At 41.6% G+C, this 16743-nt stretch carries 9 protein-coding genes and 1 tRNA gene; 4 read left to right on the top strand and 6 right to left on the bottom strand.

Going from position 1 to position 16743, the window contains the following annotated elements:
* The first annotated feature begins 212 nt into the window (after positions 1 to 212).
* On the top strand, positions 213 to 3932 hold the full coding sequence (gene metH / locus ACE01N_RS05555; RefSeq protein WP_380585641.1) for a methionine synthase: 3720 nt from the start codon (positions 213 to 215) through the stop codon (positions 3930 to 3932).
* A 333-nt stretch (positions 3933 to 4265) separates the two neighbouring features.
* On the opposite strand, the gene ACE01N_RS05550 is transcribed toward metH, so the two are convergent.
* Complete coding sequence (locus ACE01N_RS05550) at positions 4266 to 4604, bottom strand: MerR family transcriptional regulator (protein ID WP_375726760.1); 339 nt, start codon at positions 4602 to 4604, stop codon at positions 4266 to 4268.
* Between the two features lie 10 nt (positions 4605 to 4614).
* Positions 4615 to 5586: a M23 family metallopeptidase gene (locus ACE01N_RS05545; RefSeq protein ID WP_375726759.1), complete on the bottom strand. Its 972-nt coding sequence runs from the start codon at positions 5584 to 5586 to the stop codon at positions 4615 to 4617.
* Between the two features lie 149 nt (positions 5587 to 5735).
* Here ACE01N_RS05545 and alaS point away from each other — a divergent pair, with 149 nt between their 5' ends.
* Complete coding sequence (alaS, locus tag ACE01N_RS05540) at positions 5736 to 8360, top strand: alanine--tRNA ligase (RefSeq protein ID WP_380585637.1); 2625 nt, start codon at positions 5736 to 5738, stop codon at positions 8358 to 8360.
* Between the two features lie 48 nt (positions 8361 to 8408).
* Positions 8409 to 9563, top strand: a complete 1155-nt coding sequence (locus ACE01N_RS05535; RefSeq protein WP_380585635.1) for an MFS transporter — start codon at positions 8409 to 8411, stop codon at positions 9561 to 9563.
* Positions 9564 to 9722: 159 nt separating this feature from the next.
* Here ACE01N_RS05535 and ACE01N_RS05530 read toward each other — a convergent pair whose 3' ends face one another.
* Together ACE01N_RS05530 and ACE01N_RS05525 are read right to left on the bottom strand one after the other, a co-directional pair.
* A complete protein-coding gene (locus ACE01N_RS05530; RefSeq protein WP_380585633.1) occupies positions 9723 to 11717 on the bottom strand; it encodes a fructose-1,6-bisphosphatase in 1995 nt (664 codons plus the stop codon).
* 475 nt (positions 11718 to 12192) lie between these two features.
* Positions 12193 to 12265: transfer RNA gene (locus ACE01N_RS05525), tRNA-Arg, on the bottom strand.
* Between the two features lie 215 nt (positions 12266 to 12480).
* Between ACE01N_RS05525 and ACE01N_RS05520 the strand changes: the two genes are divergently transcribed.
* Positions 12481 to 14913 (top strand): DUF748 domain-containing protein, encoded by a 2433-nt coding sequence (locus ACE01N_RS05520; protein ID WP_380585631.1) that lies wholly within the window; start codon positions 12481 to 12483, stop codon positions 14911 to 14913.
* Between the two features lie 131 nt (positions 14914 to 15044).
* Here ACE01N_RS05520 and ACE01N_RS05515 read toward each other — a convergent pair whose 3' ends face one another.
* Together ACE01N_RS05515 and ACE01N_RS05510 are read right to left on the bottom strand one after the other, a co-directional pair.
* Positions 15045 to 15956: a dihydroorotate dehydrogenase gene (locus tag ACE01N_RS05515; protein ID WP_380585629.1), complete on the bottom strand. Its 912-nt coding sequence runs from the start codon at positions 15954 to 15956 to the stop codon at positions 15045 to 15047.
* Positions 15944 to 16726, bottom strand: coding sequence for a dihydroorotate dehydrogenase electron transfer subunit (locus ACE01N_RS05510; RefSeq protein WP_375726751.1), 783 nt, complete (start codon positions 16724 to 16726; stop codon positions 15944 to 15946). Before ACE01N_RS05510 ends, ACE01N_RS05515 begins: the two co-directional genes overlap by 13 nt.
* Positions 16727 to 16743: the final 17 nt, after the last annotated feature.

Here is a 16743-nt window from a genome sequence, read left to right as displayed (position 1 = left end):
ATTTAAATTCAATAAAAAAGGCCGGACTGATAAAAACCAAAAAATAAAAACACAACGAAATACCCCTAAACAGCAAAACCCATGCAGTCCGGCCTACATACATAACAAAAGGGTATATAAATTGTTTTTCAAATAAAATATTTTTTTGAATCATTCTAAATAAAGACAAGAATCGCTTGAATTTATTACTTTTGCAGCACAAAACTACAGTTATGATACAAAAGCCGGATATCAATAATACAGCCAAAAACAGAGTACTTATTTTAGATGGGGCAATGGGTTCAACCATTCAGCGCTACAAACTTCAGGAAGATGATTTCAGAGGCGAACGATTTAAAGATCACCCCTCTCCTGTTCAGGGAAATAATGATCTGCTCTGCATAACACGGCCTGATATAATTTCAGAAATTCACCGTAATTATTTGCTGGCCGGAGCTGATATTCTCTCGACCAACACCTTCAATGCCAATGCGATTTCGCTGGCAGATTATAACATGAGTGATCTGGCCTATGAGATGAACCGTGAAGCCGCCAGACTGGCACGTGAGGAAGCAGATAAGATGACCTCTGAAACTCCGGATCAGCCAAGATATGTGGCCGGATCTATCGGCCCTACCAACAAAACAGCTTCCATGTCGCCCGATGTAAATAATCCGGCTTACAGGGCTGTATCCTTTGACGATCTGGTCAGGATCTACAAGGAACAGGCATTAGGTCTGATCGATGGTGGTGCTGAACTGATCCTGATAGAAACCATATTTGATACGCTGAATGCCAAAGCCGCTATTTTTGCAGTAGAACAGGCTGAAAAAGAGCGTTCTGTTAAACTTCCGTTGATGATCTCAGTGACCATTACTGATCTGAGTGGCAGGACCTTATCGGGTCAGACGGTGAAGGCATTCTGGATTTCTGTATCACATGCCAAACCGTTTTCAGTTGGAGTGAATTGTTCGTTCGGAGCTAAAGCGCTTAAACCTTATATTAAAGAGCTGGGCGATATGGCGCCATGCCTGATCAGTGCGCATCCTAATGCAGGTCTGCCGAATCAGTTGGGCGATTATGACCAGACGCCGCGCATTATGGCAGAATTGGTACAGGAGTATTTTGATGATGAACTGGTTAATATTATAGGTGGTTGTTGCGGAACACGTCCCGAGCACATTGCAGAGCTGGCTAAACGCGCTAAAAATGCAAAATCGCGTATTCCTTCTGTAGCGGACAGTTTGATGCGGTTAAGCGGTCTTGAACCCTTGGAGATCAGACCGGATTCCAATTTTGTAAACATCGGGGAACGTTGTAATGTGGCCGGATCCAAGAAATTTGTGCGGCTCATAAAAAACAAACTGTACGATGAGGCCCTTGAAGTAGCCCGCGATCAGGTTGAAGGTGGCGCTCAAATCCTGGATATTAATATGGATGATGCCCTGCTGGAGGCCAAAGAAGAAATGGTGCAGTTCTTAAATCTGCTTATGTCTGAACCGGACATCTCGAAGCTTCCTGTCATGGTGGATTCATCCAAGTGGCCGGTTATTGAAGCAGGTTTAAAATGCTTGCAGGGAAAATCCATCGTCAATTCCATAAGCCTTAAGGAAGGTGAGGAACAGTTCATAAACCAGGCTTCGCTGATTAAAAGTTATGGTGCTGCGGTAGTGGTTATGGCGTTTGATGAAAAAGGCCAGGCCGACAGTTTTGAACGCCGAAAAGAAATTTGTACCAGGGCATATAATCTGTTAGTGGATAAGATCGGATTTCAACCACAGGATATCATTTTTGATCCGAATGTGCTGGCGATTGCCACCGGAATTGAGGAACACAATAATTATGCACTGGACTTTATAAAAACCGTAAAATGGATTAAGGCTAACCTGCCACACGCGAAAATCAGTGGCGGAATCAGTAACCTCTCCTTCTCTTTCAGGGGAAATAATGTGGTTCGTGAGGCTATCCACTCTGTTTTTCTGTACTATGCCATTAAGGAAGGTCTGGATATGGGAATTGTTAATCCGTCGATGTTACAGGTTTACGATGAGATTCCCAAAGATCTGCTTGTATTGGTAGAAGATGTGGTTTTGAACCGTAGACCGGATGCCACAGAACGTTTGATTGAAGCTGCAGAGCAAATCAAAAACAATGATAGCGGTGAGGGTCCGGCAAAAGCAAAGGATGAATGGCGTAATGGTACGCTGGAAGAACGCCTGAGTCACTGCCTCGTAAAAGGAATTGACAGTTATCTGGATGTGGATATTAATGAAGCACTGGAAAAATATCCTACTGCCCTCGACATTATCGAGCAACCGTTAATGGCCGGGATGAACGTAGTTGGTGACCTGTTCGGTGACGGTAAAATGTTTCTGCCTCAGGTGGTAAAAACAGCCCGTGTGATGAAAAAGGCCGTGGCCATCCTCCAACCCTACATAGAGATGGATAAAAAGGGTGGCTCGCACTCTGCAGGAAAAATACTGATGGCAACCGTAAAAGGTGATGTACATGATATTGGAAAAAATATTGTAAATGTGATCCTGGCCTGCAATAACTTTGAAGTCATCGATCTTGGCGTGATGGTTCCGGCAGAAAAAATTCTGGATACAGCTATCGAAGAGAATGTGGACGCGATTGGTTTAAGCGGTCTGATAACACCTTCGCTGGAAGAAATGGCCAAAATTGCCGAAGAAATGGAGAAACGTGGCATGACACTTCCGCTGATGGTTGGTGGTGCCACTACCTCGAAAGTGCATACAGCGGTTAAAATTGCACCTAAGTATTCACATATTGCGGTTCATGTAAAAGATGCATCGCAAAGTGTACAGGTAGCTGCGGCCATCATCAATCCTAAAACAAAGGACGAATTCAAGTCTAAATTAGACGTGGAATATGGCTTGCTGCGTGATAAGTTTTCAAAAGGCAACACAACCAGCTTTGAACCAATAGAATCTGCCAGAAGAAAGGGTGTAAAACTTGAGTTCAATGAAAATACCATCTACAAACCTGAATTTTTAGGTGTTAAAGAACCGGGAGAGTTTGATATCAGCAAACTCAGGACCTTTATCGACTGGACCTTCTTTTTTAAAGCGTGGCGACTACCCGGATCGTACAAGGGTATCCGGCTTTTTGAAGATGAAAAAAACGAAACAGCGTGGCTGAATACCTTTAAAGAAGGTCTGGAACGTGTCAAGGCCAAAGAAGCGCTGACACTTTACCGCGAAGCCAATGCCATGCTGGATGATGTGCTCGGAAATAAAAAAGTACGTGCAAAAGCTGTTCTGGGTTTCTTCCCGGTAAATTCTGAAAAAGATGATATTATATTCTGGAAAGATGAAAGCCGCAACGAAGTGCTTTTACGATTTCCGTTTCTGAGACAGCAGGCCACCAAGGATGCCGGTATTTATAACTGTCTGAGTGATTATATTGCACCTGTGTCGCATCCAACGTGTGATTATATTGGTGCGTTTGCAGTAACAGCCGGACTGGATATTGAACCATGGATAGAAAAATATGAGAAAGAAAATGATGATTACAGCGCTTTGTTGTTAAAGTCATTGTCTGACCGTCTGGCAGAAGCTTATGCTGAACTGCTGCATATGGAAGTTCGTCGTGATTACTGGGGATTCGCAAAAGACGAAGACCTGAGCATTAAAGATATGTTGCGGGTTAAATATCAGGGAATTCGTCCGGCCATCGGTTATCCTTCTATGCCGAACCAGGCTGATAACTTTCTTTTGGATAAGCTTATTCCATTGGAGAAAGCCGAAATACAACTCACAGAAAACGGAGCCATGTATCCAAACGCATCTGTAAGCTGTCTGGTATTTGCACATCCTGATTCTGCCTATTTTGCCATCACCAAAATTGATGATGATCAGGCTTCAGACTATGCCAACCGTCTTGGTATTGCACATGAGGAGATTGAAAAATGGTTGTACGGAATGGTGTAGTCAATTAATAATGAAGAATTAAGAATTACACAAACACAGAATTAAAGTTTTCTTTTTTCATTTAGGTAAGTTAATACATATCTGTTATATAAAAATTCCCGCAGATTTCGCAGATCAACGTAAATATATTTTGATCTGTTCAAGAGTTACTACTTTTCTGTAGGTGCAACCGCGGGCCGACCTTCCTCTTCATGGGACTAAGGGGGAGCAAAATATCCACAAGTTAATTAGGAATTACGATTTAATATAGTCCTTAATGATATAAAATCCGGTTGCTGAGTAGAAACAAAGTTGCGTATCGAAATAAAGATTCAAGGTAAGGGTCTAACTTAATTAATCCAGATTTTCCAGAATTTGCTTCAGCTGATCCCTGACACTGGAAAGGCGGGTTGCAATTTCAAAGGTTTTAATGGTTTTTTCGGGATTTTCTTCCAGTTTCTTTTTGGCTCCTTTCAGGGTCATCCCCTGCTCTTTCAGCAAAAAATAGATCAGATGAAGGTTCTTTAAATCCTCAGGCCTGAAATACCGTGTGCCTTTTGTATTCTTATAGGGTTTCAGAATATCAAATTCATTTTCCCAAAAACGAATAGTGGATTGCGGGATATCAAACATTTCGGATGTTTCCCGCATGGAATAAAACATTTTTTCGATGACCGGCTTCTTGTATGGCATCTGCAGTCTGTTAATCGAATGTTTGACCTGTATTAGTTGAGATACTGATCATTTCATCGTACTGCTCAGGCGTAAGATCCTGATAATAGAAATCCTTGGGATTGACCGGCCTGTTTTTGTAATGCACTTCGTAATGCAAATGAGGTCCTGTTGAATCACCCGTATTTCCCACATAGCCAATTACATGACCACGGGTAATCTTCTGTCCTACTTTTACATTAAAGCCGCTTAGATGTCCGTATAAGGTCTGGTATCCAAACCCATGATCAATTACGATATAGTTTCCGTAGCCTCTTCTCGACTTAATCACCTTCACCACGCGGCCGTCACCTGTTGCATAAATATCGGTTCCGATTGGTGATGTAAAGTCCATGCCGTAATGAAACTTACGTATTTTTTCTATTGGATGAATTCTGTATCCCCAACCTGAAGCTGTCCGTTTTAAATCACGGTTTGATATGGGCATGATGGCCGGAATGGAATGTAACATTTTTTCTTTGTTACGTGCCAGTTCAACAATCTCATCAAAGGATTTGGTTTGGATATAAAGTTCTTTCGTCAATACATCCAGTTTTTTCCTGGTTGATATCACCAGCTCGGCATTCTGCATGTTTTCAAGATGCTCATAGCGGTTTACCCCACCAAAACCTGCTTTACGAATAGACGAAGGTATCGGATCTGCCTCAAAAATTACACGGTAAATTCCCTCATCACGCTGCTGTACCTCATCAAGTATCTCAGAAAACTGATCCATTTGCTGATTCATCAGATCAATCTGCATGACCAAACGTGAATTTTCCTGCTTAGCTGACTTTAACTGTGGAGAATCTGCATAAGACCAGAGCAGATAGGCAATAACGGATCCAAAGACTAAACTGGGAACCAAATAGACTAAAATTTGTTTTAAACGATACTTGAAACCCTTTTTAACCTTCTTAAAACTAAGGGTCTCCGGATCGTAATGATAATGAGCTTTTGCCATATATCCTCTTTTAAAACAATTTAAGTGCAAAATTAATTATTTCGACTAACTTTGCAAAGCTGAAAAAAACAGGTGTTGTAACACGCTTTCAGCGCTTAAATATAGTAAAATTTTCATTAGTTTAACATTAAATTAGTTTTTTCGTTCATATGAAGACAGCCAAAGAGATACGCCAGGCCTTTAAAGATTTTTTTGAAGAGAAGGAACATCTTATCGTTTCATCTGCCCCGATGGTGGTAAAAGACGACCCAACACTGATGTTCACCAATGCGGGCATGAACCAGTTTAAAGAAATATTTCTGGGGCATGCCAAAGCGAAATCTCCAAGAGTGGCGAATTCACAAAAATGTTTGCGTGTATCCGGTAAGCATAACGATCTGGAAGAAGTGGGTCACGATACCTACCACCATACCATGTTCGAAATGCTTGGAAACTGGTCGTTTGGTAACTACTTTAAAAAAGAAGCCATTCAGTGGGCATGGGAATTTTTGGTGGAACGCATGAAGATTTCCCCGGACAGGTTGTATGCCACCGTTTTTGAAGGTGATAAGGAAGACGGCCTGGAACGCGATAACGAAGCATCCGGTTACTGGAATCAATATCTCCCTGAAGACAGGATCATTAACGGTAATAAAAAGGATAATTTCTGGGAAATGGGCGATACAGGGCCGTGCGGACCTTGTTCCGAAATCCATGTGGATATAAGAAACGACGAAGAACGTAAAAAAATAAGTGGTCGTGAGCTGGTCAACAAGGATCATCCGCAGGTGATTGAAATATGGAACCTTGTATTCATTCAGTTTAACCGGATGGCAAGCGGCAAACTGGTTTCTTTACCAGAAAAACACGTGGATACAGGAATGGGATTTGAACGCCTTTGCATGGTACTGCAAGGCAAACAGTCGAATTACGATACTGATGTGTTCCAGTCCATCATCAAAGCCATCGGTTCAATGTGTAATACCTCGTATGGTGATGATCCGAAAAAGGATATTGCTATGCGCGTGATTGCCGATCATGTGAGGACCATTGCGTTTTCAATCGCCGACGGACAGCTGCCATCCAATAATAAAGCCGGTTACGTTATCCGCCGGATACTGCGTCGTGCTGTACGTTACGGGTATACTTTCCTTGGGTTCAGGGAACCGTTTATGTATAACCTCACAACCGTACTAAATCAGGCGATGGGTGAAGCTTATCCTGAACTGATTAAGAACAGCGACCTTATTTCGAATGTTATGCACGAAGAGGAAGAGTCGTTCCTTAGAACCCTTGATACCGGAATTCGTCTGCTGGACAGCGTTATAAAAGAAGTGAAAGCCAAAAACGAAACCGTTGTTTCGGGTAAAAATGCATTTGAATTATACGATACATTTGGATTTCCATTGGATCTGACCGAATTGATATTAAAGGAAAACGGGCTGGTGGTTGATCGCAAAGCATTCGATGTGGAAATGCAGAAGCAGAAAGAACGGGCCCGTAATGCCGCTGCCATTGAAACAGATGACTGGGTGATCATTAAAGAAGATGACAGAGAGGAGTTTATCGGATATGATTACCTGGAGACTGATCTTTATATCACCCGTTATCGTCAGGTAAAATCAAAAAACAAAACATTTTATCAGTTGGTGTTCAATGTCACGCCGTTTTATGCTGAAAGCGGTGGACAGGTTGGTGATTCGGGCTATATAGAAGCTGAAGGTAAAAAATACAGTGTTATTGACACTAAAAAGGAAAATAACCTGATTGTACACATTGTAAAGGAGCTTCCCGAAAATATTGAAGCACGATTTAAAGCCACAGTAAATGGCAAAGACAGGCAATTGACTGCCAATAATCATTCGGCTACTCACCTGCTCCACCAGGCACTGCGGATGGTTTTGGGCGAACACGTGGAACAGAAAGGTTCACTGGTATGCCCGGATTATTTACGGTTTGACTTTTCGCATTTTCATAAGGTAAGCGATGATGAAATCAGGCAGGTTGAGCGCATTGTGAACCGGAATATCCGGAAAAATTTCAAACTGGAAGAATTCAGGGAAATTCCTATTAATAAGGCTAAAGAAATGGGTGCTATGGCACTGTTCGGCGAAAAATACGGCGATGTGGTCCGTGCCATTAAGTTTGGTTCATCGGTTGAATTATGTGGTGGAACACATGTGTCTGCCACAGGCGAAATCGGCCTGCTTAAAATTACAAGCGAAAGTTCAATATCTGCCGGTGTTCGAAGGATTGAGGCTGTTACAGCCGATAAAGCTGATGAATTTGTGGATAACCTGGCTGATACGCTAAGCAGTGCAAAGGAAATACTGAATAATCCGCCAAATCTGGAAAAAACACTGGAGAATCTGCTGGCAGAAAATAACGATCTTAAAAAACAGCTGGAAGCATTTAAAGGCGATGCGCTTAAATCTGTTAAAGGTGAGCTTAAGCATAAGATTGTGGAACAGAATGGCGTGAAAATCATCAAATCTGTTGTAGATAAGCTGGATGCCGGTGCATTGCGCGATTTATCCTTCCAGTTGAAAGGTGAATACGCGGATCTGGTTTGTGTGCTTGGAACAGAAAACGATGGAAAAGCAAACCTGTCTGTAATGATATCAGACGACCTGGTAAAATCGAAAGGCTGGCATGCCGGAAACATCATCAGGGAAGCCGCTAAATCCATTCAGGGCGGAGGTGGTGGACAGCCGTTTTTTGCCACAGCCGGTGGTAAAAATCCCAAAGGACTGGAACAGGCTTTGGACAAAGCCATCGAGTTATTAAACATTTAATATACCGATTGCCACCGTTTAGGTGGCAATTGTTTTTTGAATACTATCATGGTAACAATCAGTAAGGAAGTTCGAAAGGACCCGATGTATCTTTTTCTGTTGATGCTCGTCATCAGCGCCGCAGTATCTTTCCAGGGGTGGCGCACGCTTTACAGTAACTTTGCTGTGGACGTTATTGGTATCAACGGGTTTCAGAACGGTATTGTACAGGCCGTTCGGGAAATTCCCGGTTTTCTGTCGTTTGCTGTTGTATTTTTATTGCTATTTTTAAAGGAAAACCAGATTGGCTATCTTTCGGTTTTGTTGCTTGCATTAGGGGTTATGATCACCGGATTCTTCCCCTCTTTTACCGGCCTTATAGTTACAACTTTTATTATGTCGGTTGGATTTCATTACTACGAAACAGTGAATCAGTCCCTGACACTTCAAAGCTTTAACCTGAAGACTGCTCCATTGGTGCTGGCCAAATTACGCAGCATTATGTCCATAGCCAATGTGCTGATTGGCGCTGCAATAATCGGTCTGGCCTATATTCTGCCATTAAAATGGATCTACGTTGTTCTGGGGGGCTCTGTACTTATCCTGGTTGTTTATACCATCTTTAAGTTTCCGGCACGTGAACCGGAAATAAAACAGCATAAACGCATTATTCTAAAGAAACGCTACTGGTTATTTTACCTGCTTAACTTTTTAAGCGGAGCCAGAAGACAAATCTTCGTGGTTTTTGCGCTGTTTATGCTGGTAGAAAAATACCATTTTTCTGTGCAGCAGATTGCATTGCTTTATGCCGTAAATAACCTTATAACATGGCAGTTAAATCCGTATATCGGCAAATGGATCAATAAGTTTGGCGAACGCAAAGTACTCAGCATGGAATATATGAGCCTGATTTTTGTGTTCATTGGGTATGCGTTTATTGAGGAACCAATTATCGTTGCCCTGCTTTACATTGTGGATCATATCTTTTTCGGATTTTCCATAGGGATTAAAACATTTTTTCAGAAAACGGCTGATCCAAAGGATATTGCACCATCCATGGCAACCGGGTTTACCATTAACCACATTATGGCTGTATTTATGCCTGTGGTTGGTGGTGCTTTATGGATATGGAACTGGCGGTTACCGTTTCTGGTCGGCTCAGGAATTGCTGTCACATCGCTGATCTTTGCGCAGTATATAAGAGTTCCTGAAGAACAGGAATAGCATTTTATTTGCATTTCAAATGCTTAAACCAGAACATTCTCGTTGCAAACGAGGATGAGATACACTTTCCCTAAATATTTGTCTTGCTTCTTATATCTTGTGTCTTACATCTTACATCTTACATCTTACGTCTTATGTCTTATATCTTATATCTTATATCTAAACCTGTTTCACCTTAACCACGCCTTTCCGGTAGGCATCCAGAAGCCGGTGTAAATCCCTTATCTGTTGTTTCAGGTGTACGCCATTGTCCGTGTCCCCTACACGTATCCTTGTAATAGCATGTTCAATCATATTACGCGTGGACACAATATCAATCTCATCTTTTATGGCTTTACGTCTGGATTCAAAGGGCCTGTGCTCTGCGAGTATGAGATTATAGGAGTCGAATATCAAAGTATAGCCTGCAATCCCTGTCACTTTCTGGTAAGGTTTGGACATGCCTCCGTCAATCACAAACAGTTTTCCTCCGGCTTTTACAGGACTCTCTCCTTTAGTCACCTTAACCGGCACATGGCCGTTGACGATATGTGATACATCCGGATCAAGGCCAAACTCTTTTAAAATACGGTTACAGGTCTCTTCATCATCCCTGAGTTTATAATAGAGATTGCCTTCTTCATGGTGCGTTTCCTTGTCATCGATAAAATAGCGCTCAAAAGTTGCCATTTTCTTTTTACCGAATAACGGAGAAGCAGCGCCGCTCCATAGTGACCACATGTAATCGCGGTCTTTGCTCACCAGTTCCTGATGTTCCCTGTTAAAGTAAGCCCGGCGGCAGATGCGGTCGTACTGATCGCATAAGGCTTTGCCGCTGTATTCCTTACCATGCAGGGTTACCTTTTGAAAGTCAGCTTTGTCATCCAGAGGAATACAGCCATGGTACAGCAGATTGGAATTGTAGATCATATAGGTGCTGCCCTTGGTAAACAGTGTTTTCACGTGCCGTTGGAGCTTTTCACTGTTGAGAAAAGAGAAGCGCAGTTTCTGTGTCAGCTCTTTTTCTTCATCACTCAACTCGTAGGGATGCTCCGGATCGATGGTTGGAAAGAGTTTATCGTTCAATTCATATTCCTTCCCATCCAATTTAATGGTTCCTTTTTCATGATCTATTTTATGCAGTAACAGTCTGTCTTCCATGCCCAGTTCGGGTGTCCGCTGAATAATCTGTCCGGACAGTTTCATTTCAATAATGGCAATGGCTTTATGCATCTTGCTGATAAGCTGAACATGGGTAGACCCAATATTCTCCTTTGGTGTATTTACAGGGATGAATTGTTTGCAGGGGTCATTTCGGTAAACTTTCATTGCAAATGTGGCCAGCGGTACCAGGTTGATCCCATATGCATCCTCAAGTGTATCCAGATTACTGTAGCGTGCACTTATCCTGATTACCGCAGCAATGCTCGCCTGGATGCCGGTAGCTGCAGCCATCCATACAATATCATGGTTTCCCCACTGAATATCCACTGCGTGATGATTCTGGATCACATCCATCACCTTATCGGCATAAGGTCCCCGATCGAAAATATCACCAATTATATGCAGGTGATCAATCAACAGACGCTGAATGAACTTACTAAGAGCAATGATAAAGGAATCCGCCCTGTCCACATCAATGATGGACCGGATAATACTGTTGAAGTATTCTTCCTTTTTCACATTATGTTCCGTCAGTAATTCCTCTATGATATAGGCAAAATCAGCCGGCATAGCTTTACGAACCTTGGAACGGGTATATTTATCCGCAGAAACGCGGGCAACTTCTATTAACCGGCGGAGTGTAATGGCATACCAGTTATCCAGATCTTCCTGGTGTTTCACAATCAGTTCCAGCCGCTCCTCAGGATAATAAATAAGCGTGGCTAACTGCCGCTTTTCCTTCTCACTAATGGTGTATTTATACACGTCATTTATCTTTTTACGCACCATTCCTGAAGCATTTCTCAATATGTGACTGAATGTTTCATACTCACCATGAATATCTGTTAAAAAGTGCTCCGTTCCTTTTGGCAGATTAAGGATTGCCTCAAGGTTAATGATTTCAGTACAGGCAGCCTGAACGGTAGGAAACTTTTCAGCCAATAAGTTCAGAAAATTCAACTCATCTTCCCCATAGTTGTTAAGGTATAAACTTTCATCAGTGTAATCCATTGTGGTAGATTTAAATTTTACAGATTATACTAAGATAACATAATTAGGTATCAAAATGCTCAATTAGCACCAATACTTTGGGGTATATTACCTAAAAGAAAGTAATTGTACCGGACATTACAAATGCGATACAAAATGCATCCTCATTGCAAACAAGGATGAGAACAGATCATTATTGGATATAAAAACTATTGGATTAATCTAATTGTGTGTAGGCCGCTGTAAAGGGTGCGGATTAGCGGGACCGAAAACCTACAGTTTTATAGTTTTGGGTAAGTTATTGCGGTTCTTTACAGCAAGCATTTTTGGTTTCTTTTGATGCCTCAAAAGAAACAACTGGGTGTGGGTGTTAAAACCCACATATCACTTTAAACTTTTTAGTTTGATAGGGATTATCTTCCTTCGTCAGTCACTTCTCGTCCCTCAGTTTCAGACATAAAAAAACGAACCAACATTTCTGCTGATTCGTCTTAAGTGAACTTGGAGGGACTCGAACCCCCAACCTTCTGGTCCGTAGCCAGATGCTCTATCCATTAAGCTACAAGTCCTTTTATATGGTGCCTTCCGTTTTGGAATTGCGAGTGCAAAAATACACAATTTTACTTAACTGCAAACCTATAAAACAGATTTTTTATACCAACAATTAATAAACTTATTTTTTACGATTTTCGTTAATAATGTGTAACAGATTTATGCAAATTTGCTAATCTTTATTATTTTAGGCTCTTAGATAGAAAATCTGAAATCAAGATAATTTAAACATATGAAGAAGGTTCTTGGGATCATTGCGATCATCATCACAATTTTAATCATTGCTATTGTTGCCACACCGTTTTTATTTAAAAACCAGATTTCATCTCTGGCTAAAAAAGAGATCAGTAAACAGATGGAAGCCGATGTGGATTACAGCTCTGTTAACATTTCCATATTTAAGCACTTTCCGGATCTGACATTATCTCTGAATGACCTTTCCATCGTTCAGGAGGAAACGGATACTTTGATCAGCATGAAACAAATGCTGCTGAACATGGAAACATGGAGTGCCATCACCGGCAATCAACTCAACATTAAAACCATCGTTTTAAATACACCACGAATTAATTATGTAACTGGTATTGCGGATGCTTCTTCCGCAGAAATGGTGGAAGAAATGGTGGAAGAAATGCCGGATAAATCAACTCAGGATACCATTACAGAGGAACCTTTTCTTGTAAAGCTACAAAACCTTTCCGTCATTAACGGACGGATAGCATATCTGGATACCACTGAACAGATGCATGCCGTTGTAGATGGCATCAACCTTAATTTAAGCGGTGATTTCTCAGAGGTTAAAACCTTACTGGATATTGATTTCAACGCAGATAACATCTTTTATGCACAGGAAGGCGAAACCTTAATCAAAGGCTTTCCTTCCAGTTTAAAGGCTCAGGTTGACGCCGATTTGCAACACATGATTTTCACATTGAAAGATAATAATCTAAAGCTTGGCGTGTTAAATCTTGAACTGGATGGAAATGTAAAGGAAAACGGGCCGAATTATACTTTTGATTTGCATTTGAATGCACCTGTAACGGATATGAGCGATCTGTTGGGCATGATTCCGGAAAGCTATGCCAGCATGATGGAAGGCATGAAAACCGACGGGAAAATCACCATAAACGGTAACATCAAAGGCGATTATGTAGATATGGATCATCTACCCGAGTTTGATTTTAAATTCAGTGTGGTGGACGGTATGTTCCAGTATCCTGATCTTCCAAAATCCATAAACAGCATTAATATCAACGCAACGATCACCCACCCCGATCAAACCAGTACCGATGCAATGGTGATCAGGGTCGATAACTTTACCTGCAACATTGGTGGTAATCCAATCGAATCAAAATGGAATTTTACCACACCGGTTTCGGATCTCAACATCAATGGATTTTTTAAGGGAAACGTGGATCTGGCTACCCTGAAGGACGTTATTCCGATGGAAGATTATGACATCAAAGGTAAAATCAATGCAGATATTCGTCTCAAGGGGTGTATGAGTGCTATCGAAAAAGAGGAATATCAGAAATTTGATGCTTCAGGTTATATGAGCCTAAATGGTTTCTGGTTTAAAAGCAATGATGTACCGCAGGGCATATCCATCAACGAAAGCACCCTCTCCTTTTCTCCCAAAGAGATTGATCTGAAATCCTTCAGTGCCAGAATGGGCGAAAGTGATTTTACACTGGATGGTAAATTTTCAAACTACATCAACTATGTGTTCAGTGATGGCACCCTTAAAGGTAAATTCAATCACAAATCGAATTATATCAATGCCAACGAATTTCTGGACCAGGAAGATGATAACATAGCTGAAACCGATACGAGCGCCAGTGAGTTGTTCCTGGTTCCGGATAAACTGGATCTGGTATTCACCAGTAACATTCGTAAAATGTTATTTGATAACCTGAAAATTTATAATACCACGGGAAAAATTACGGTCGTGAACCGCAAAGCCATTCTTGACAACCTGAACATGCAGATGCTGGATGGTTCTGTGACCTTAACCGGCGTATATAATACAGAAGATACAACGAAGGTTTTCTCTGATATGCAGATGGTTATAGATAATATTGATGTGGCTCAGACCACGGCTTCATTCAGTACAATCCGGAAACTTGCTCCCATTGCCACATATGCCGAAGGGCGTATATCTCTAAATTTAAACTACTATTCGCCGTTTATGGAGAATGGAGAAATTGACATCGACAAGCTTGCCAGCCAGGGTTACCTGTCCTCTCCAAGTCTGTTGGTAAGAAACAATGCAGCACTTGATGAACTGGCCCGTGTCACTCAGAATCCAAAGTATAAAGATTTAAAAACGGGACCGTTTAAAGCCAATTATATGATTGAAAACGGCAAGGTGGTCATTAAACCGTTTAAAGTTGTTGTGGATGATAAGCCAATGGAAATCTGGGGTGATCATGCGCTTAAGAATGATATGAATTATCATATAAAAACGACAGTGGCGGCTAACGAACTTGGTAAGGATGTGGCCAACCTGGTAAAAATGATCAGTGATCCGAACAAACAGCTGCCTGTAACCGTAAATATAAAAGGCAGCATCAATAAGCCATCAGTATCCCTGGATGCCAAAGCAGCAATCAAACAACTTCAGAAAGATGCCTCAAAAGGCATTTTAAACGGATTGTTTAAGTAATGAAAAGGAGGATTTTACTGGATTTAATTCACTTATCATAGAAATCAAACCCTCTCCATAGTACGCTTTGAAAACAAAAAAAGCCGTAGCGAAAATCACTACGGCTAACCTATATGTTATAAATCTGATTTCTAAACTTCTAAGGCTCCAACCAACTCAGTCGCTGATTTAAAGCCGTTTTCATCGAGATAGGCATTTATACCTTCCTTTACTTTAATCGATACAGCCGGATCAATAAAATTGGCTGTACCAATCTGTATTGCTGAAGATCCGGCCAGCATAAATTCAATGGCATCGGTGGCATTCATGATACCTCCCATCCCAACCAGGGGAATTTTTACAGCATTGTAAACCTGCCAGACCATTCTGAGTGCTACAGGTTTTACCGCCGGTCCTGATAAACCACCAGTAACCGTGGATAGCTTCGGTCGACGGGTTTTGGCATCGATTGCCATGGCTAAAAGCGTATTGATCAGTGACAATGAATCAGCACCTTCAGCTTCCAGCACCCGTGCAATTTCCGTCACATCTGTCACATTGGGTGACAGTTTCACCATCAGGTGCTTCGGATATACTGCCCTTACGACCTTTGTAACAGCAGCTGCAGAAGGACAGGATGTTCCGAAGGTCATACCACCTTCTTTCACATTTGGACAACTTATATTCAGCTCAATGCCGGCCACATTTTCCAGATCAGCCAGTCTGCGTGAAGTTTCGGCATAATCTTCCACTTTTGATCCGGATACATTAACAAAGAGTTTAGACGAATATTTGGTCAGACGCGGATATATATGGTTTATAAAATAATCCACTCCCTTATTCTGAAGACCTACCGCATTCAGCATGCCTGAGGCCGTTTCAGCCATTCTGGGGTACTTATTACCTTCACGGTGTTCAAGGGTAGTACCTTTCACCACATAGCCTCCCAGAGCGTTTAAATCAATGAAATCCTCAAATTCTTCACCATATCCGAAGGTGCCGGATGCAGTCATTACCGGATTCTCCAGTTCCAGGTTACCAATATTTACCTTTAAATCTGCCATTCTTTTATATCCTTAACATTGAATATGGGACCTTCAACACATGTTGTTTTGTGTCCTTCACTGGTATCAACCACACAGCATAAACACACACCAAAACCACAGGCCATAAGGTTTTCAAGTGAAGCTTCACAATAAATATTATTTTTCTGTGCATACTTGGCCACAACTTTCATCATCGGATCAGGGCCACAGGTGTATATCCTGTCAAATTTCTGATTTTCATCCCATAATACATCATGATGCACTACATACCCCTTCTTACCCACAGATCCATCTTCAGTGGTTATATGTACCTGGCCAAACGCTTCGTATTTATCGATCAGAAAGATACCTTCCGATTTTCTGGCGCCCAGAAGAAACTGAGGCCTGATTCCATTTTTATTCATCTCACGTCCAAGGTACAATAAGGGAGCAATACCGCAACCACCGCCAATCAACAGTACGTTTTCGCCCTTTTCCGGCATGCTGAACCAGTTACCCAAGGGAAATATGGCGTTCATGGTATCACCGGGCTTTAATTGAGCCATCTTATGTGAACCATCACCAACCTCCTGAATCAGCAGACTCATACTATTGGTTTCAGGATCATAATCATGAATGGAAATGGGGCGTCTGAGAAAGGTATTGGGTGAATCTTCAACCAGAATCTGGACAAACTGTCCCGGCATCATTTCAGGTAGTGTATCCTTGTGTGTTACATCAATGACCACATATTCCTTGTTGAGCCTTATATTGCTGACGACCTCCAGGTCGAGTATATGCTTCTTCATTTCAAATCCCTGCATTT

It is taken from the genome of Quyinboa ferrireducens, assembly GCF_042436675.1.
Classification (GTDB): domain Bacteria; phylum Bacteroidota; class Bacteroidia; order Bacteroidales; family UBA5342; genus JBHJHP01.
This window is presented reverse-complemented; position numbering and strand designations above follow the sequence as displayed.